The following is a 17215-nucleotide window of genomic DNA, read 5'->3' as shown; positions in this document are numbered from 1 at the left end:
CGACTGTCAGTGGCTCATGGCAGGATCGGGGACGTGGCAGAGACAGCATCGAAGAAGACCGAGACGACCTCCGGCGGCAAGCGGCCCCGCCTCATGCTCATGGACGGGCACTCGCTGGCCTATCGCGCGTTCTTCGCGCTGCCCGCGGAGAACTTCACGACGGCGACGGGCCAGCCGACGAACGCGATCTACGGCTTCGCGTCGATGCTGGCCAACACCCTGCGCGACGAGGAGCCCACGCACTTCGCGGTGGCCTTCGACGTCTCCCGCAAGACCTGGCGCTCCGAGGAGTTCACGGAGTACAAGGCGAACCGCTCCAAGACCCCGGACGAGTTCAAGGGCCAGGTCGAGCTGATCGGCGAGCTCCTCGACACGATGGCCGTCTCGCGGTTCGCGGTCGACGGCTTCGAGGCGGACGACGTCATCGCCACGCTCGCCACACAGGCCGAGGCCGAGGGCTTCGAGGTGCTGATCGTCACCGGCGACCGCGACTCCTTCCAGCTGGTCACCGAGAACACGACGGTGCTGTACCCGACGAAGGGCGTCTCCGAGCTGACCCGGTTCACACCGGAGAAGGTCTTCGAGAAGTACGGGTTGACGCCCGCGCAGTACCCCGACTTCGCGGCCCTGCGCGGCGACCCGTCCGACAACCTGCCGGGCATCCCGGGCGTGGGTGAGAAGACGGCCGCGAAGTGGATCAACCAGTTCGGTTCGTTCGCGGAGCTCGTCGAGCGTGTCGAGGAGGTCAAGGGCAAGGCCGGGCAGAACCTGCGCGACCACCTGGAGGCCGTCAAGCTCAACCGCCGCCTGACCGAGATGGTGCGCACGGTCGAGCTGCCCAAGACGGTCGCCGACCTCGAGCGCGCTCCGTACGACCGCAAGGGCCTCGCGATGGTCCTCGACACCCTGGAGATCAGGAACCCCTCGCTGCGCGAGCGGCTGCTGGCCGTCGACCCGGGCGCGGCGGAGGCCGAGGAGACCCCGGTCGTCGCGGACGGTGTGGAGCTGGACGGCGCGGTGCTGGGCACCGGCGAGCTCGCGCCTTGGCTCGCCGAGCACGGCACCGAAACCCTCGGTGTCGCCACGGTCGACACCTGGGCGCTCGGCACCGGCTCGGTCGCCGAGGTCGCGCTCGCCGCGGCCGGGGGAGCGGCCGCCTGGTTCGACCCCTCCCAGCTCGACGAGGCCGACGAGACGGCGTTCGCGGGCTGGCTCGCCGATGCGGCGAAGCCCAAGGTCCTGCACAACGCCAAGGGCGCCATGCGCGTCTTGGCCGAGCACGGCTGGAGCGTCGCCGGCGTCTCCATGGACACCGCCCTGGCCGCCTACCTGGTCAAGCCGGGCCGCCGCTCCTTCGACCTGGATGCGCTCTCCCTGGAGTACCTGGGCCGTGAGCTCGCCCCCGCCGCGGCCGCCGACGGCCAGCTGGCCTTCGGTACGGACGACGGCGCCGAGGCCGAGGCCCTGATGATCCAGGCCCGCGCCGTCCTCGACCTGGGCGAGGCCTTCACCGGCCGCCTCCAGGAGGTCGGCGCCGCGGACCTGCTCGGCGACATGGAGCTGCCCACCTCCGCCCTGCTCGCCCGCATGGAGCGGCACGGCATCGCGGCCGACCGGGCCCACCTGGAGGCGATGGAGCAGATGTTCGCGGGCGCCGTGCAGCAGGCGGTGAAGGAGGCGCACGCGGCGGCGGGGCACGAGTTCAACCTGGGCTCGCCCAAGCAGCTCCAGGAGGTCCTCTTCGGCGAGCTGGGCCTGCCCAAGACGAAGAAGACCAAGACCGGCTACACCACGGACGCCGACGCCCTGGCCTGGCTGGCGACGCAGACGGACAACGAACTGCCGGTGATCATGCTCCGCCACCGCGAGCAGGCGAAGCTGCGTGTGACGGTCGAGGGCCTGATCAAGACGATCGCGACCGACGGCCGCATCCACACCACCTTCAACCAGACGGTCGCCGCGACGGGCCGGCTGTCCTCCACCGACCCGAACCTGCAGAACATCCCGGTCCGTACGGACGAGGGCCGGGCCATCCGCCGCGGCTTCGTCGTCGGCGAGGGCTTCGAATCCCTCATGACCGCCGACTACAGCCAGATCGAACTGCGCGTGATGGCCCATCTCTCCGAGGACGAGGGCCTCATCGAGGCGTTCACCTCCGGCGAGGACCTGCACACCACCGCGGCCTCCCAGGTGTTCGCCGTGGAGCCCGCCGCGGTGGACGCGGAGATGCGCCGCAAGATCAAGGCGATGTCGTACGGCCTGGCGTACGGTCTGTCGGCATTCGGCCTGTCCCAGCAGCTGAACATCGAGGCGGGCGAGGCGCGGGCCCTGATGGACGCGTACTTCGAGCGCTTCGGAGGCGTACGGGACTATCTGCGCCGGGCGGTCGACGAGGCGCGGGCGACGGGCTACACGGCGACGCTGTTCGGCCGCCGCCGCTATCTGCCCGACCTCAACAGCGACAACCGCCAGCGCCGCGAGGCGGCCGAGCGCATGGCCCTCAACGCCCCCATCCAGGGCACCGCGGCGGACATCGTCAAGATCGCCATGCTCAAGGTGGACAAGGCCCTCACCGAGGCCGCCCTCAAGTCCCGGATGCTCCTCCAGGTCCACGACGAAATCGTCCTGGAGATCGCCCCCGGCGAGCGCGCGGCCACGGAGGAGATCGTCCGCCGTGAAATGTCCGACGCGGTCCACTTGAACGTTCCCCTGGGCGTCTCGGTGGGCGCGGGCCCGGACTGGGAATCGGCGGCGCACTAGCTTGCAGCGGTCGGGCGGAGGCTCGTTCTCGCCGGGCGGTGAGAACGAGCCCTCCGCCCAACCGTCGATCCAGGCCCCGCCGGGCACCGTCACTCACGTGGCCCCCGCAAAAGCGCCCCCCGCCCCCTTCTCCCGTAAGGATGCGGGCATGGGTATACGCATGCTCAACCGCCGACCGGCGAGAGCGCAGGCGAGTGCCGAAGTGGCGCCCGCCGTGCCACCCGCAAAGGTGCCGGTCTTCGCAGCATCCGCAAGCACCGCCCGCATCCCCACCGACCTCACCACGGTCCTGCGCCGCACCGCGGCCGACCTCCGGCGCCGACTCGCCGGCGCAGGTGAGCCGCCCGTCTGGCGGCTGTGGGCCGGGCTGGGCCGCAGCTACCTCGCCGGGCTTCTCGTCCGCGTCCGCCGCAGCCGCCCCGCCCGCACCGTCACCGTGTTCGTCGTGACCGCCGGCACTCTCACCGACCGGCCGGACGGCCCCGCCCCGCGCTGACCCGCTCCGGCGGCCCGGCGGACGGCACCGGGCGCCACACCCGCACCCCGACCGCGTACAGCAGCAGCCCCAGCACCAGCCCGGCGCCCGCGCCGAAGCACACCGTCGGGATCAGCTCCCAGGGCTTCGCCGTCGACCCCCAGTAGGCCCACCAGTGCGTCGCCCGCTCCACGGCCGCGACGCCCGCGCACCCGCCGACCACGACAACGGCCCACCACCGGTCCCGCACCGACAGCACGGGGACCGCCTGCGAGGCGGAGCCCGGCGGCACGTGCCGCAGCGCCCGCCACAGCCAGACGGCGATCACGACCGCCGCCACCACCGAACCCCCGTACTGCAGGTACCAGTACAAAGGAGAGCCCGCGACCTCCCGGCCCAGTACGGGAAACAGCCGCATCCCCCAGCGGTCGAGATGCGTGAACGCGTCCCACACCACATGCGTCAGCGCGCCCAGCGCCGCGGACACGTACCAGCGGGCCACCAGCGACGGCCGTACGCGCGCGCGTGGCGCCCCGCCCCGCACCAGGGCCGCCGGTCGCGCCTGCCAGGACCGCGGCAGCAGCGCCACCACCGGCTCGCGCACCAGCAGCCACAGCCCCACCAACGCCCAGGCCACCAGCACGTCGACCGTGAAGACGCCGGGGAAGGAGTGCGTGACGTCCCCGAACTCCATCGCACCGGACACCGCACTCGCCGCGTAATAGGTCATGTCGGGCGCGAAGGAACCCGCCACCAGTACGGCGGGAATCAGCCGACCTCGGCCGCCTCCGTCGGGTCGCACGGCGGGCAGCACGGCCGCCGCATGGCTCAGGGTGAACGGCAACGGGGCTCCTCACGCCGGGCGTTGCCCGGACCGCCGGCCCGGGTGATCGGTTTTACGGTCCAGTATGCGGGCCCGGCTGTTGCGCCAACCGCACATGGCCAACCGGTGAAAACCGGGCACGGACGGGTGCCTCAGGAAAGCAAGTTGCCGTAGGGTCGCCTGAGTTGCCGTGCCCGGGCGCACGGTCGAACTGACGAACAGGCGAACAGAACACGAAAAGCGTCCCCGCGGGGGCAACCAGCACCGTGGGCCGATCGTCACAACAAGGCGAGCAGGCAGACAGAGACGGGCGCTCGGGCGTCCACGGGAGGGGTTCACTCTATGGCGGCGCAATTCGGCAGCAGGCTGGCCAAGGGAGCGGCAACCACCGCCGTGGCGGCCCTTGCGGTCGCAGCTCTGTCCGCGTCCCAGGCTCCTGGGGTCACGGTCGACGACCACGGCAGACAGACCGCCTCGGACGCCACGTCCTCACCCGATGCCACCGCCGACGCGGGCGCCGCGACCGGCAACTCGCCGTACTACACGGACCTGCCGCCGCTCAACAGCCCCAACCCCTCGCCGAGTACGGGCACCGGCACCCCCGTCGCGCAGGGCGAGGCCGAGTCCGGCATCCCCGCCACCGTCCTCGACGCCTACAAGAAGGCCGAGGCCGAGCTGCGCTCCTCCAAGCCCGGCTGCAACCTGCCCTGGCAGCTGCTCGCCGCCATCGGCAAGGTCGAGTCGGGCCAGGCCCGCGGCGGCCGGGTCACCGCGGACGGCACCACCGTCTCCCCGATCCTCGGCCCGCAGCTCGACGGCAACGGCTTCGCGCTCATCAAGGACACCGACGGCGGCAAGTACGACGGCAACAGCAGCTACGACCAGGCCGTCGGCCCCATGCAGTTCATCCCGTCCACCTGGGCGTGGGCGGGCCGCGACGGCAACGGCGACGGGGTCAAGGACCCCAACAACGTCTACGACGCCGCCCTCGCCGCCGGCCACTACCTGTGCCGCAACGGCTGGGACCTGTCGAACCAGTCCGACCTCAACAGCGCGATCCTCAGCTACAACAACTCGCAGGACTACCTGAACCTCGTCCTGTCGTGGCTGGAGTACTACCGCAAGGGCACCCACGAGATCCCGGACGGCTCCGGCTCCGTGCCTTCCAACCGCAGCGACGACGACGAGAAGGCCAACCCCAAGCCGTCGCCGACGACGCCCTCGAAGACGCCGACGACCCCCGGCTCCCCGGGCCCCAGTTCGCCGCCGTCGGACACGCCCAGCACCCCGTCGACGCCGGGCAGTCCGTCCCCCACGCCCACCGACACGGTGGACCACCTGGAGGACGCGGGCACCGCCAAGCTCACCGCGATGGCCGGCGACGCGTTCACCAAGAAGATCAGCACCAAGGCCGAGACCAAGGCCGGCAAGGCCGTCGGCAAGGTCAGGGTCCGCTTCACCGTCGTCGGCGACACCGACACCACCTTCACCGGCGGCGAGAGCGTCGCCACGGTCGTCACCAACAGCTCCGGCGTGGCGGTCGCGCCCACCCTGCAAGCGGGCGAGAAGACCGGCGACTTCACCGTCCGCGCCACCGTCGTGGGCCGCGCGGTCACCGGCCTCGACTACACGGCCACGGTCACCGAGCGCGTCGCCGACACCGTCGTCCGCACCAGCGACACCACGATGACCTGCACCCCGGACGGCACGTTCGCCGACCAGGTCGAGGTGAAGGCCACCTACAAGGGCGCCGTCGCCGACAAGGTCGCGGTCACCGCCACCCTGATCAAGTCGGTGCTCGACCCCACCGAGAACGACAAGGGCCCGTACTTCAAGGACGCCGACGGCAAGACGGTCCGCACCCTGACCGGCCTGAAGACGGACGCGAAGGGCCTGCTGACGCTGCCGAAGCTGTACTCCGACGACAACACCGGCACCTTCATGCTCCGCATCACCACCGCGGGCGGCGCGGCCATCAACGTCCCGCTGACCGTGAACACGCCCGACTCCTCGGCCAGCCCGAGCCCGTCGGCAAGTCCCAGCGCGTAGTCTCCGTCAGTTCCCCGTACGACGGCGGCGTCCTCTCGAGCAGAGGGCGCCGCCGTCGTTGTGTGTGCAACGTGTTCTCATCTCGCCCACCCGTTGCTACGGTGCCGGACCTGACGAGGTATCAGTTCCAGTCGGCTCCACGTCCGTCGGGAGGCAGTCATGCGCGCCCTGATCGCCGCCGCGACCGGTCTCGCCCTCGCGTTCGCGTTGGTTTTCACGATCACCGCGATGGGGTCGCCGACCGGCAAGACGTCCCCGAAGCCGCTGCTGACGACGGTGCCCGCACACCCGTAACCGCCCGCCCGGGAGGCCGAGATGCGCCGCAAGGCCAGTCTGGTCCTGCTCGCCTTCGCCGTGTTCTTCGCGGCACTGTCCCCGCTGCTGCGCTGGTACGCCTTTCCGCGCCTCGCCAAGATCCCCGCGAACCAGTACCAGGACATGGTCCTGGAGGCGAAGGGCGCGACCCTCCTCGACTATGGCACGATGAAGGCGCGCAAGGTCTCCAAGGTGACCATCGTGCAGACACTCAAGGGCAACGTGGAGGCCGCGAAGCAGATAGAGGAGACGGCGGGCCGGGACGTCGTCGTCTGGGACGGCCTCTCCTATGTCCAGGGCCCCGACGGCAAGATGGTCTCCAAGATCCCCGAGCGCTACATCTTCGACGCCCACAGCCAGGCCCCGGTCCACGCCACCGGCGAGATGGTCGACGGCGACCCGGTCAAGCGGACCGGCATCGAGTTCAAGTGGCCCTTCCTCACGCAGAAGCGGGACTACGAGTACTTCGACGCGCAGACCCGCACCACCAACCCCATCCACTACAAGGGCACCCAGAACTTCCGCGGCCTGAAGGTCTACTACTTCGAGCAGACCATCCCCTGGACCAAGGTCGCGTTCCCCAAGACCATGCCGGTGAAGGGCATCACCCCCGAGTCGGTCGCCAAGACCGGCACCACCCGTTGGTACAGCACGGTCCGCAAGTTCTGGGTCGAGCCGGTCACCGGCGCCCCCGTCTACGGCGAGGAGATCCACAAGGAGGAACTCCGCGGCGGCACCCTGCTCGGCGACCGCGACAAGGTCACGGCCTTCGCCGGCCACGTGAAGATGCGCGAGGACTACATCGAGCACACGGTCGACCTGGTCAAGTCCAACCGCACCCTGGTCCTGCTGATGACGTCGTACCTGCCCTGGGGATTCCTGGTCCTCGGCGCCCTGCTGCTGGCCCTGTCGCTGTGGCTGGAGGCCCGCAGCCGCCGCCCGGCCGACCCGGAGCCGGCCAAGTCCTCGACGCCGGAACCGGTCAGCGCCTGAGCCGCGCGTTGGTGTACCGCGTCGGCTCGGCGCTCGCGGGGTCCTCGGGCCACGGATGCTTCGGATACCGGCCGCGCAACTCCGCCCGCACGCCCTTGTAGCCGTCCTTCCAGAAGGAGGCGAGGTCGGCGGTGACGGCGGCCGGCCGCCCGGCGGGGGAGAGCAGATGCACCAGCAACGGCACCCCCGCGACGGCGGGCGACTCGTGCAGCCCGAACATCTCCTGCAACTTCACGGCGAGAACGGGCTGTTCGGGATTGCCGTAGTCGATCCGGATCCTGGACCCACTCGGTACGACGATCCGCTCCGGCGCCAACTCGTCGAGCCGCGCGGCCTCGCCGGAGGCCCAGGGCAGCAGCCGCCCGAGCCCCTGCCCGGCGTCGATCCGCGCAAGGTCCGCGCGCCGCCGGGCCCGGCCCAACTCGGGCTCCAGCCACTCGTCCACGCGCGCGTGCAGCGCGTCGTCGGACACATCGGGCCACGGCTCCCCGAGGTGCAGGCGGAGAAAGGAGAGCCGCTGCCGCAGCACGGTGGCGTCGGGCGTCCACCGCAGAAGACCGAGCCCTTCCTGCCGCAGCCCTTCGACAAGCGCATTGCGTACGAGGGCGGGGTCGGCGTTCGTCAGGGGCCGCACCGCCAGCTCGATCGCACCCAGCCGCTCGACCCGCCGCGCCACGACGTCCCCGTCGGCCCAGTGGACCTCCTGGCCCTCGGAGTACAGCGAGGCCGCCGCCGACCGGGCCACGTCCTCGTCCACCACGGCGGCGAGCTGCACGCGCGCGTGCCCCTTGCCGACGGGCCGATCCGCGACGGCCACGGCGATCCACGGGGCACCGCGCAAGGGGCTGCCGTCGCCGAGTTCCGCGCGTGTGCCGGAGGCCATGAGATACGACCCCCCGTCGGCCTTGGCGACGCGTTCAGGGAAGGCGAGGGCGGCGACGAGTCCCACGGTGTGGTCGTCCACGCTGTGCGCCGATGCGCTCTCGCTGTTCGCCTGCAGCCTCCGTACCTCCGCCCGCCACCGCCCCGCGTAGGCGTCCCCGCCACGCCGGGCAGTCCGCAAGGCGGCCGCCAGGTCGTCCCCGTAGCCCCTCGGCGCCTCCTCGGACAGCAGGGCGACCACCTCGGCGCCCCTGCCGGAGGTGTCCAGCAGCGCCCGCCCCAGCCGCGGATGCAGCCCCAGCCGGGCCAGCCGAACGCCCCTCTCCGTGGCCCGCCCGGCGGAGTCCACCGCCCCGATGGCCGTCAATACCGCCCTCGCCGCCGCCATCGCCCCGCCCGGCGGCGGATCCAGCAGCGCCAGTCCGGACGCGTCCGGATCGCCCCAGCACGCTGTCTGCAGGGCGAACGCGGTCAGGTCGGCCACCTTGATCTCCGGCGACGGGAAGCGCGGCAGACGCACGTCCTCGGCCTCCGCCCAGCACCGGTACACGGCCCCCGGCGCCTCACGCCCGGCCCGCCCCGCCCGCTGCAGTCCGGCGGCCTGCGAGGCCCGTACCGTCGTCAGCGCGCTCAACCCGCGCGCGTGATCGACCCGCGGCTCCCGCGCCAGCCCCGAGTCGACGACGACCCGCACACCCGGAACCGTCAGCGACGACTCGGCCACCGACGTCGTCAGCACCACCCGGCGACAGGTACCGGGGGACGACACCGCGTCCTGCACGGCAGCCGGCGCCCGCCCGTGCACCTGGAGCACCTCGACATCACCCAGGTCCCCCAATTGCCCCGCCACGCGCGCGATTTCGCCCACGCCCGGCAGGAAGCACAGCACGTCCCCGTCCCGCTCGCCCAGCGCCCGCCGTACGGTCGACGCCACGTGCGTCAGCAGCGCCGGGTCCACCCGCATGCCGTGCGGCGGCCGTACAGGCCGTACGGGAGGCGACCAGACCACCTCCACCGGATGCGAGACGCCCTCCGCCTCGACCACCGGCGCCCCGCCCAGCAGCCGCGCCCATCCCTGCGCGTCCGTGGTCGCCGACGCGGCCACCAGTCGCAGCTCCGGCCGCAGGGTCTCCCGTACGTCCCACAGGAAGGCCGCCGTGGTGTCGGCGTCCAGATGCCGCTCGTGGCACTCGTCGAGCACCACCACGTCCACGCCGGCCAGCTCCTGGTCCCGCTGCAGCCGCTGCAGCAGCACACCGGTCGTCACGACCTCCACGCGCGCGTGCCGTCCCACGACCCGCTCGCCGCGCACGGTGTACCCGACGCTCTCGCCGGGCTTCTCGCCCAGCAGCCACGCCATCCGCCTCGCGGCCGCGCGCGCGGCAATACGGCGCGGCTCGGCGACGACCACGCGACGCGCCGGGCCGTTCCCGAGCAGCCCGGCCAGCTCCAGCGGCACCAGCGTCGTCTTGCCCGTGCCCGCAGGCGCCACGAGCACGGCCGTGCCGTGCCCCTCCAGGGCGTCGTTCAGGGCCGGCAGCGCACCGCGCACGGGCAGCGCGTCCAGGGCGTCGTAACGGATCACATGCTCAGTCTCGTACGCACACGAAGATGGCCGTCCCCGGGATCAGGTTCCCGCGCAACGGCGACCAGCCGCCCCACTCCGACGTGTTCCAGGCCGGCCACTCCGGCTCGACCAGGTCGACCAGCCGGAAGCCCGACGCGACGATGTCCCGGACCCGGTCGCCGATCGTCCTGTGGTGCTCCACGTAGACCGCGCGGCCCTCGTCGTCCTGCTCGACGTACGGCGTGCGGTCGAAGTACGAGGCGGAGATGCTGAGCCCTTCCGGGCCGGGCTCGTCGGGGAAGGCCCAGCGGATGGGATGCGTGACCGAGAAGACGAAACGGCCGCCCGGATGCAGCACCCGCCGCACCTCGCTGAGGACCCGCACCGGGTCGGCGACGAACGGCAGCGCCCCGTACGCCGAGCACGCCAGGTCGAACGAGCTGTCCGCGAAGGGCAGCGCGCCCGCGTCGGCGCACACCAAGGGGAACGTTCCGCCGATGCGCAGCGCGTGCTGGAGCTGGCGGTGCGAGATGTCCAGGGCGACCGGGCGGGCGCCCTGGGCGGCCAGCCAGCGCGCGCACTGCGCCGCGCCCGCACCGATCTCCAGGACGTCCCTGCCCTTCAGGTCCTCCGGTCGGCCCAGCAGCTCCGCCTCCACTTCGTCGAGGCCCTCGGGACCCCACACGAAGCGGTCGTCGCCGAGGAACGTGCCGTGCTCGACCTGGTACTCGTCCGCGTTCCTGTCCCACCAGCCACGGTTGGCGCGGGCGCTCTCCGCGACGTCGGCCGCGCGCCGGGTGGCTTCCGGTTCGAAGGCTTCGGGCTCTTGGATGATCGGCTCCCTCGTCGTACTCTTCCGTCACCTCGCTGACGCAGTCGGCCCTCTCGGAGGCGTCAGGGAAGAGGTCTCATGGGCCTGCGTGGCCTCGTGAGACAGTTCTTGTGCCGGGATTGCGGCGATCCGCCCCGGGTGTGCGCCTTCGCGCATTGACCCTGTCCGGCTGCCCCCGTATGCTACAAGTTGCGCTGCGGGCCTGCGCACCTCAGACGTAGCAGGCTGCGCTCGCATCTGTTGTATGTCCCCTCGGTTGTCGAGGCGCCATCACCAGTTTTTATCGGTGGGGCGCTTCCTTGGCTGTCCGGCTTCTTCAGAGCGATACGGGCTCCCGGCGTAGCAGTACCTACGACTTCAATGTCCGTACCGGAGCCCTTTCCCACATGACGAGCAGCACCGAGACCACCGCCACCACCCCGCAGGTTGCGGTCAACGACATCGGTAACGAGGAAGCCTTCCTCGCCGCGATCGACGAGACGATCAAGTACTTCAACGACGGCGACATCGTCGACGGCGTCATCGTGAAGGTCGACCGGGACGAGGTCCTGCTCGACATCGGTTACAAGACCGAAGGTGTCATCCCGAGCCGCGAGCTCTCGATCAAGCACGACGTCGACCCGAACGAGGTCGTCGCCGTCGGTGACGAGATCGAGGCCCTTGTTCTCCAGAAGGAGGACAAGGAAGGCCGCCTGATCCTCTCGAAGAAGCGCGCCCAGTACGAGCGTGCCTGGGGCACCATCGAGAAGATCAAGGAAGAGGACGGCATCGTCACCGGTACCGTCATCGAGGTCGTCAAGGGTGGTCTCATCCTCGACATCGGCCTCCGTGGCTTCCTCCCGGCCTCCCTGGTCGAGATGCGCCGCGTTCGCGACCTCCAGCCCTACGTGGGCAAGGAGCTCGAGGCCAAGATCATCGAGCTGGACAAGAACCGCAACAACGTGGTCCTGTCCCGCCGTGCCTGGCTGGAGCAGACCCAGTCCGAGGTCCGCCAGACGTTCCTCACGACCCTGCAGAAGGGTCAGGTCCGCTCCGGTGTGGTCTCCTCGATCGTCAACTTCGGTGCCTTCGTGGACCTGGGTGGCGTCGACGGTCTGGTCCACGTCTCCGAGCTGTCCTGGAAGCACATCGACCACCCGTCCGAGGTTGTCGAGGTCGGCCAGGAAGTCACCGTCGAGGTCCTCGACGTCGACATGGACCGCGAGCGCGTCTCCCTGTCGCTGAAGGCGACCCAGGAAGACCCGTGGCAGCAGTTCGCCCGCACGCACCAGATCGGCCAGGTCGTGCCCGGCAAGGTCACCAAGCTGGTTCCGTTCGGTGCGTTCGTCCGCGTGGACGAGGGCATCGAGGGTCTGGTCCACATCTCCGAGCTGGCCGAGCGCCACGTGGAGATCCCGGAGCAGGTCGTCCAGGTCAACGACGAGATCTTCGTCAAGGTCATCGACATCGACCTCGAGCGTCGTCGCATCAGCCTCTCGCTGAAGCAGGCCAACGAGTCCTTCGGTGCCGACCCGGCCTCGGTCGAGTTCGACCCGACCCTGTACGGCATGGCTGCCTCGTACGACGACCAGGGCAACTACATCTACCCCGAGGGCTTCGACCCCGAGACCAACGACTGGCTCGAGGGCTACGAGACCCAGCGCGAGGCGTGGGAGCACCAGTACGCCGAGGCGCAGCAGCGCTTCGAGCAGCACCAGCAGCAGGTCATCAAGAGCCGCGAGGCCGACGCCGCTGCCGCGGCCGAGGGCGGCGACGCCGCGGGTGCGGCTCCGGCCGCGTCCGGCGGTTCGTACTCCTCCGAGGGCGCGGACACCTCCGGTGCGCTGGCCTCGGACGAGGCGCTGGCCGCGCTCCGCGAGAAGCTCGCGGGTGGCCAGAGCTGAACGCTCACTGAGCAGTAGCTCCTGACTGAGGGGCCGTACCTTTCGAGGTGCGGCCCCTCAGCCGTGTTCGCCATGAGAAGGCCGTAAGAGAGGCCTGATCAGCGCCCCGAGCGGGAATGCCCCTGGTCCAGGGGGCGTTGAAACGTACGAACACGAGGAGGAGCGGTCACTGTGCTTGATCCGCAGGGTTTGTACGCATGGGAGCCGAAGGGCCTGGCCGCCGTCGACATGGCGCTCGCCCAGGAGTCGGCCGGCCTTGTCATGCTCTACCACTTCGACGGATACATCGACGCGGGCGAGACCGGCGACCAGATCGTCGAGCGGCTCTTCGACTCGCAGCCCCACCAGGTCGTGGCCCGGTTCGACCACGACCGGCTCGTGGACTACCGCGCCCGCCGCCCGCTGCTGACGTTCAAGCGCGACCGGTGGACCGAGTACGAGGAGCCCACCATCGACGTGCGGCTCGTCCAGGACGCCACCGGAGCGCCCTTCCTGCTGCTGTCCGGCCCCGAGCCGGACGTGGAGTGGGAGCGCTTCGCCGCGGCCGTGGGGCAGATCGTGGAGCGGCTCGGCGTGCGCCTGTCCGTGAACTTCCACGGCATCCCGATGGGCGTGCCGCACACCCGCCCTGTGGGCCTGACCCCGCACGGCAACCGCAACGACCTGGTGCCGGGCCACCGCAGCCCCTTCGACGAGGCCCAGGTCCCCGGCAGCGCCGAGTCCCTGGTCGAGTACCGCCTCATGGAGGCCGGGCACGACGTCCTCGGCGTCGCCGCGCACGTCCCGCACTACATCGCCCGCTCCCCCTACCCGGACGCGGCGCTCACCGTCCTGGAGGCCATCACGGCGGCCACCGGTCTGGTGCTCCCCGGCATCGCGCACTCCCTGCGCACCGAGGCCCACCGCACACAGACCGAGATCGACCGCCAGATCCAGGAGGGCGACGAGGAGCTCACCTCCCTCGTCACCGGACTGGAGAACCAGTACGACGCCGTCGCCGGCGCCGAGTCCCGCGGCAACATGCTCGCCGAGCCCGTCGACATCCCGTCGGCGGACGAGATCGGGCTCGAGTTCGAGCGGTTCCTGGCGGAGCGGGAAGGCGACAACTGACCTTGGGCGGTCCCGCTGTCAGTGTCAGGCCCTAAGCTTCGGTTCATGCTGAAGGTGGGCCTGACCGGCGGGATCGGTGCCGGCAAGAGCGAAGTGTCGCGGCTGCTCGTCGAGAGCGGGGCCGTGCTGATCGACGCGGACCGGATCGCGCGCGAGGTCGTCGCGCCCGGGACCCCCGGGCTGGCCGCGGTCGTGGACGCCTTCGGCGAGGACGTGCTGGCCGCGGACGGCAGCCTGGACCGGCCGAAGCTCGGCTCCATCGTCTTCGCCGACCCGGACAGGCTCGCCGTACTGAACTCGATCGTGCATCCCCTCGTCGGCGCCCGCTCCCGCGAGCTCGAGGCGGCCGCCGCGAAGGACGCGGTCGTCGTGCACGACGTGCCGCTTCTCGCCGAGAACTCCCTCGCCCCGCTCTACGACCTGGTGATCGTCGTCGACGCGAGCCCCGAGACCCAGCTCGACCGGCTCGTACGGCTGCGCGGCATGACCGAGGAGGACGCACGCGCGCGCATGGCCGCGCAGGCGACGCGCGAGAAGCGCCGGGAGATCGCCGACGTCCTCATCGACAACGACGTACCGCTGGAAGAACTGCAGCGCAGAGTGAAGGAAGTCTGGGCCGATCTCGTCCGCAGAGCGCATGCGCAGGCGGAGTCGTCCCGGCAGTCACAGGAATAGCAGCCCCCTTCTTGGGCGTTGAACCCGTCCAGTGAGGGAAGGACTCTGCCGTGCCCGAGACCAGCGGTTCGACCGGACGTACTCCGGAGACGAACGTCATCGACTTCCGTGCCGCCGAGCAGCTGCTCAACGCACGGGACCCGCGGGGCGCGGTGAAGCTGCTCGACTCAGTCATAGCCGCGCACCCCGAGAACACCGCCGCCCGGCTGCTGCGCGCGCGTGCCTTCTTCGCCGCCGCCCAACTGCGGCCCGCGGAGCTGGAGTTCACCATCGTCCTGGAGCGCGAGCCGGACAACGCGTTCGCACACTTCGCGCTCGCCCGTACCTACGAGCGCCGCGGGGAACGCGACCAGGCCAAGCGCCACTTCAGGCTCGCGGCCGCGCTGGACCCCAACCCGCAGTATCTGAAGGCGGCACGCTTCGACTCGTGAGCGCCGGTCAGCGTGGCCGGCTCTCCGGTGGGCGGTACGGTGGCACGTCCGGGCCCGGCTGGTAGTGCGGGCCGTCGCGGATGTGCTTGAGGATGACGGTCATGTCCACGGTGATCACCAGCCACAGCACCCCGCAGGCGGCCGCCCAGCCGGGGCGCCCGGCGAGCGCGAACGCGGCCGTACCGAAGATCGCCCAGACCAGCCCCCACACGCTCAGCCAGAAGCGCGCCCGCAGTGCACTGCGCGCGGTCGTTGGCTCACTGCCCGTACGCATCCGGATCACTACTCCTCTTTGCAACGTACTCTTCGGGACGGACGTTCACCAAAGAGGTCTTCGCCAGGGGAGAACGCGTGCTGCCGGATGCCGATGAACTGGCCGAGGTGCTGGTCGACCTCGCCGTACCGCACGAGGACATCAACGAACTCGTCCGGATGGGCCGACGGGTCATCGACGACCCCGAGCTGAAGCGGGTCCTGGAGAGGTCGGTCGAGGAGCTCGTCCAGAACATGGGGGAGGTGGGCAGCCCCGTCGACCTGCCCGAGCTCGACTGGGCGGCGGGGCCGCTGCAGCGCTGCTTCCCCGTGTACGTCTTCGTGGCCGCGCTGCCGTACACGCGCGCGTACCACCGCGCGCGGGGCGTCCCGGACGACGTCGCCCGGCGCACACTCGCCGACCTGGGACGGAACATGGCCGTCCATCGAAGGCGCTACGGCCGGGCCGGCGTGCAGGCCCCGTGGTGGCTCGTCCACCACTTCCGGGGCGAGCTGTACCAGCTGGGGCGGCTGCAGTTCGAGCGGGCCCGGCACGGGCAGCGCACGGCGCGGACGCTCGCGGCGGCCGGTCTCGACGCGGCCCCCGGCACGCCCTGTCTCAACCTCCACATCCCCGACTTCCTCGGACCGCTGTCACCGCGGGCCTGCGACCGCTCGCTCGCGCTGGCCGCGGAGTTCTTCGCGCGGTACTTCCCGGAGGAGAAGTACCGGGCTGCGCTCTGCCATTCCTGGCTGCTGGACCCGCAGTTGAAGCAGTACCTGCCCGCGGACTCCAACATCGTCCGCTTCCAGGAGCGCTTCCGGGGTGCCCGCGCGGACACCGAGCCGGCCGACACCGAACCGGTGCAATTCGTGTTCGGGGACCCGGAGTTGCCGGTCGAGACGCTGCCCAGGCGCAGCGCGGTGGAGCGGGCGGTCGGGGACCATCTGCGGGCGGGCGGCCACTGGTACATCGGGCACGGATGGTTTCCGCTGTAGGGCGGTCCACGGCAGGACGTCCACGAAATTCCGCTCGGCGGCGATGAGTTCCACAGCGACGGCCGGTCTACCCCTGTGACAGCACGACGAACCGCTCACCACAGGAGAACCCCATGTCCGAGACCACCGTCCCCGCCGCCTCCGTCGCCTCCTCCTCCGCCCGCGGCGGCCGTGCCCGGATCGCCCTGCGCACCGTGCAGGTGCTGCTCGCCCTCTTCTACGGCATCGCCAGCGCCCTGCCCAAGCTGATCGGCAACTCCTACGCCGCCGACGCCTTCGACAAGATCGGCTGGGGCAGCGCGGGCATGTACACCATCGGCGCGCTCGAACTGGCGGGCGCGGTGGCCCTGTTGATCCCGGTGCTGCAGTCGGTGGCCGCGGTCGCGCTGAGCGCCCTGATGGTCGGCGCCTTCTTCGTGCAGGTCATCGTCTTCGGCGGCGAGAACGCCGCGACCCCGCTGATCCTGATCGTGCCACTGGCCCTCATCGCCTGGGCCCGGCGAGGGTCCAACGCGGATCTGCTGCGACTGGTGCGACGACGGGCGTGACGCCCCTGCGACGGCGACGGCGCCCGGCGGGACCGAGAGGTCCGGGCCGGGCGCCGCCGCCGTATGTCATCGTCCGCCCGGCTTCGGCCTGCCGCCCTCCATGAGCCCCCGCAGGCGCTCCAGCTCGCGGCGGTCGCGCTTGGTCGGGCGGCCCGTGCCGCGGTCGCGGATGCCGATCGGGGCGACGGCTTCACGCGGGGGCGGGGGAGGGGAATTGTCGACATAGCACTGAACCGCCACCGGGGCGCCCACCCGCTTGCGGATCAGGCGCTTGACGATCACGACCCGCTCCCGGCCCTCGTGCCTGAGCCGCACCTCGTCGCCGACGCGGAGGGTGTGCGAGGGCTTCACGTTCTGGCCGTTGACCCGCACATGCCCGCCCTTGCAGGCGGTGGCGCCGAGCGAGCGGGTCTTGACCAGGCGTACGGCCCAGATCCAGCTGTCGACCCGCACGCTCCCGCCGTCCGCGGGCCCGGCCGCCTCGGCGGCGGCGATCGCGGCGGCGACCTCAGGGTCCACGGCCTCGACAGCTCCCGCCTCGGCAGCCCCGGCCTCGGCGGCGCCCTGACCGGCCTTCTCTTCGTCACCTTCGGAAGCCATGCCTCCGACCTTAGCTCTCAC

The 17215-nt window shown here is 71.1% G+C and carries 16 protein-coding genes; 11 read left to right on the top strand and 5 right to left on the bottom strand.

Translation table 11 applies throughout. The features are described 5' to 3' along the window. Positions 1-33: 33 nt before the first annotated feature. On the top strand, positions 34-2760 hold the full coding sequence (gene polA / locus ACFY1L_RS25510) for a DNA polymerase I (protein WP_388828624.1): 2727 nt from the start codon (positions 34-36) through the stop codon (positions 2758-2760). A gap of 148 nt (positions 2761-2908) precedes the next feature. Next, positions 2909-3256, top strand: coding sequence for a hypothetical protein (locus ACFY1L_RS25505; protein WP_388828621.1), 348 nt, complete (start codon positions 2909-2911; stop codon positions 3254-3256). On the opposite strand, the gene ACFY1L_RS25500 is transcribed toward ACFY1L_RS25505, so the two are convergent. Then, positions 3222-4079 (bottom strand): DUF4184 family protein, encoded by an 858-nt coding sequence (locus ACFY1L_RS25500; protein ID WP_388828618.1) that lies wholly within the window; start codon positions 4077-4079, stop codon positions 3222-3224. The two genes, ACFY1L_RS25505 and ACFY1L_RS25500, sit on opposite strands and share 35 nt — an antisense overlap. A gap of 321 nt (positions 4080-4400) precedes the next feature. On the opposite strand from ACFY1L_RS25500, the gene ACFY1L_RS25495 reads away from it, so the two are divergent. From ACFY1L_RS25495 to ACFY1L_RS25485, 3 genes are all read left to right on the top strand, one after another. Beyond that, complete coding sequence (locus ACFY1L_RS25495) at positions 4401-6107, top strand: lytic transglycosylase domain-containing protein (RefSeq protein WP_388828615.1); 1707 nt, start codon at positions 4401-4403, stop codon at positions 6105-6107. 159 nt (positions 6108-6266) lie between these two features. Beyond that, positions 6267-6401 (top strand): SPW_0924 family protein, encoded by a 135-nt coding sequence (locus ACFY1L_RS25490; protein ID WP_361256064.1) that lies wholly within the window; start codon positions 6267-6269, stop codon positions 6399-6401. Positions 6402-6422: 21 nt separating this feature from the next. Then, on the top strand, positions 6423-7415 hold the full coding sequence (locus tag ACFY1L_RS25485; protein WP_388828611.1) for a DUF3068 domain-containing protein: 993 nt from the start codon (positions 6423-6425) through the stop codon (positions 7413-7415). Here the strand turns inward: ACFY1L_RS25485 and hrpB are convergent. Then, on the bottom strand, positions 7405-9882 hold the full coding sequence (gene hrpB, locus ACFY1L_RS25480; RefSeq protein WP_388828608.1) for an ATP-dependent helicase HrpB: 2478 nt from the start codon (positions 9880-9882) through the stop codon (positions 7405-7407). The genes ACFY1L_RS25485 and hrpB overlap by 11 nt on opposite strands. 4 nt (positions 9883-9886) lie before the next feature. After that, positions 9887-10699, bottom strand: a complete 813-nt coding sequence (locus tag ACFY1L_RS25475; protein ID WP_388829840.1) for a class I SAM-dependent methyltransferase — start codon at positions 10697-10699, stop codon at positions 9887-9889. A gap of 383 nt (positions 10700-11082) precedes the next feature. Between ACFY1L_RS25475 and rpsA the strand changes: the two genes are divergently transcribed. The 4 genes from rpsA to ACFY1L_RS25455 all read left to right on the top strand — a co-directional run bounded on the left by rpsA (position 11083) and on the right by ACFY1L_RS25455 (position 14795). Continuing rightward, on the top strand, positions 11083-12579 hold the full coding sequence (rpsA, locus tag ACFY1L_RS25470) for a 30S ribosomal protein S1 (RefSeq protein ID WP_388828605.1): 1497 nt from the start codon (positions 11083-11085) through the stop codon (positions 12577-12579). 171 nt (positions 12580-12750) lie between these two features. Further along, on the top strand, positions 12751-13689 hold the full coding sequence (locus tag ACFY1L_RS25465; RefSeq protein WP_388828603.1) for a PAC2 family protein: 939 nt from the start codon (positions 12751-12753) through the stop codon (positions 13687-13689). Positions 13690-13734: 45 nt separating this feature from the next. Beyond that, on the top strand, positions 13735-14364 hold the full coding sequence (gene coaE / locus ACFY1L_RS25460) for a dephospho-CoA kinase (protein WP_388828602.1): 630 nt from the start codon (positions 13735-13737) through the stop codon (positions 14362-14364). A gap of 50 nt (positions 14365-14414) precedes the next feature. Then, the gene (locus tag ACFY1L_RS25455) at positions 14415-14795 is read left to right on the top strand and encodes a tetratricopeptide repeat protein (RefSeq protein ID WP_361256049.1); all 381 of its coding nucleotides are present in this window, start codon (positions 14415-14417) and stop codon (positions 14793-14795) included. 7 nt (positions 14796-14802) lie between these two features. On the opposite strand, the gene ACFY1L_RS25450 is transcribed toward ACFY1L_RS25455, so the two are convergent. Further along, a complete protein-coding gene (locus tag ACFY1L_RS25450; protein ID WP_388828599.1) occupies positions 14803-15069 on the bottom strand; it encodes a DUF6343 family protein in 267 nt (88 codons plus the stop codon). 77 nt (positions 15070-15146) lie between these two features. On the opposite strand from ACFY1L_RS25450, the gene ACFY1L_RS25445 reads away from it, so the two are divergent. Beyond that, positions 15147-16046 carry an acyltransferase domain-containing protein gene (locus ACFY1L_RS25445; protein WP_388828596.1) on the top strand — a complete coding sequence of 300 codons (900 nt, stop codon included), beginning with the start codon at positions 15147-15149 and terminating at the stop codon, positions 16044-16046. Positions 16047-16159: 113 nt separating this feature from the next. After that, a complete protein-coding gene (locus ACFY1L_RS25440; RefSeq protein WP_388828593.1) occupies positions 16160-16594 on the top strand; it encodes a DoxX family protein in 435 nt (144 codons plus the stop codon). 66 nt (positions 16595-16660) lie between these two features. On the opposite strand, the gene ACFY1L_RS25435 is transcribed toward ACFY1L_RS25440, so the two are convergent. After that, the gene (locus ACFY1L_RS25435; protein WP_388828590.1) at positions 16661-17194 is read right to left on the bottom strand and encodes an RNA-binding S4 domain-containing protein; all 534 of its coding nucleotides are present in this window, start codon (positions 17192-17194) and stop codon (positions 16661-16663) included. Between the last annotated feature and the right edge of the window lie 21 nt (positions 17195-17215).

The organism is Streptomyces sp. NPDC001663 (assembly GCF_042893105.1).
Taxonomy (GTDB): Bacteria; Actinomycetota; Actinomycetes; order Streptomycetales; family Streptomycetaceae; genus Streptomyces.
This window is presented reverse-complemented; position numbering and strand designations above follow the sequence as displayed.

Bases quoted from the DNA above. Each gene is read 5' to 3' on its own strand.
- ACFY1L_RS25505 (WP_388828621.1), top strand. From the start codon at position 2,909: ATGGGTATACGCATGCTCAACCGCCGACCGGCGAGAGCGCAGGCGAGT.
- ACFY1L_RS25485 (WP_388828611.1), top strand. From the start codon at position 6,423: ATGCGCCGCAAGGCCAGTCTGGTCCTGCTCGCCTTCGCCGTGTTCTTC.
- ACFY1L_RS25435 (WP_388828590.1), bottom strand. From the start codon at position 17,194: ATGGCTTCCGAAGGTGACGAAGAGAAGGCCGGTCAGGGCGCCGCCGAG.
- ACFY1L_RS25440 (WP_388828593.1), top strand. From the start codon at position 16,160: ATGTCCGAGACCACCGTCCCCGCCGCCTCCGTCGCCTCCTCCTCCGCC.
- ACFY1L_RS25495 (WP_388828615.1), top strand. From the start codon at position 4,401: ATGGCGGCGCAATTCGGCAGCAGGCTGGCCAAGGGAGCGGCAACCACC.
- ACFY1L_RS25450 (WP_388828599.1), bottom strand. From the start codon at position 15,069: ATGCGTACGGGCAGTGAGCCAACGACCGCGCGCAGTGCACTGCGGGCG.
- rpsA (WP_388828605.1), top strand. From the start codon at position 11,083: ATGACGAGCAGCACCGAGACCACCGCCACCACCCCGCAGGTTGCGGTC.
- ACFY1L_RS25490 (WP_361256064.1), top strand. From the start codon at position 6,267: ATGCGCGCCCTGATCGCCGCCGCGACCGGTCTCGCCCTCGCGTTCGCG.
- coaE (WP_388828602.1), top strand. From the start codon at position 13,735: ATGCTGAAGGTGGGCCTGACCGGCGGGATCGGTGCCGGCAAGAGCGAA.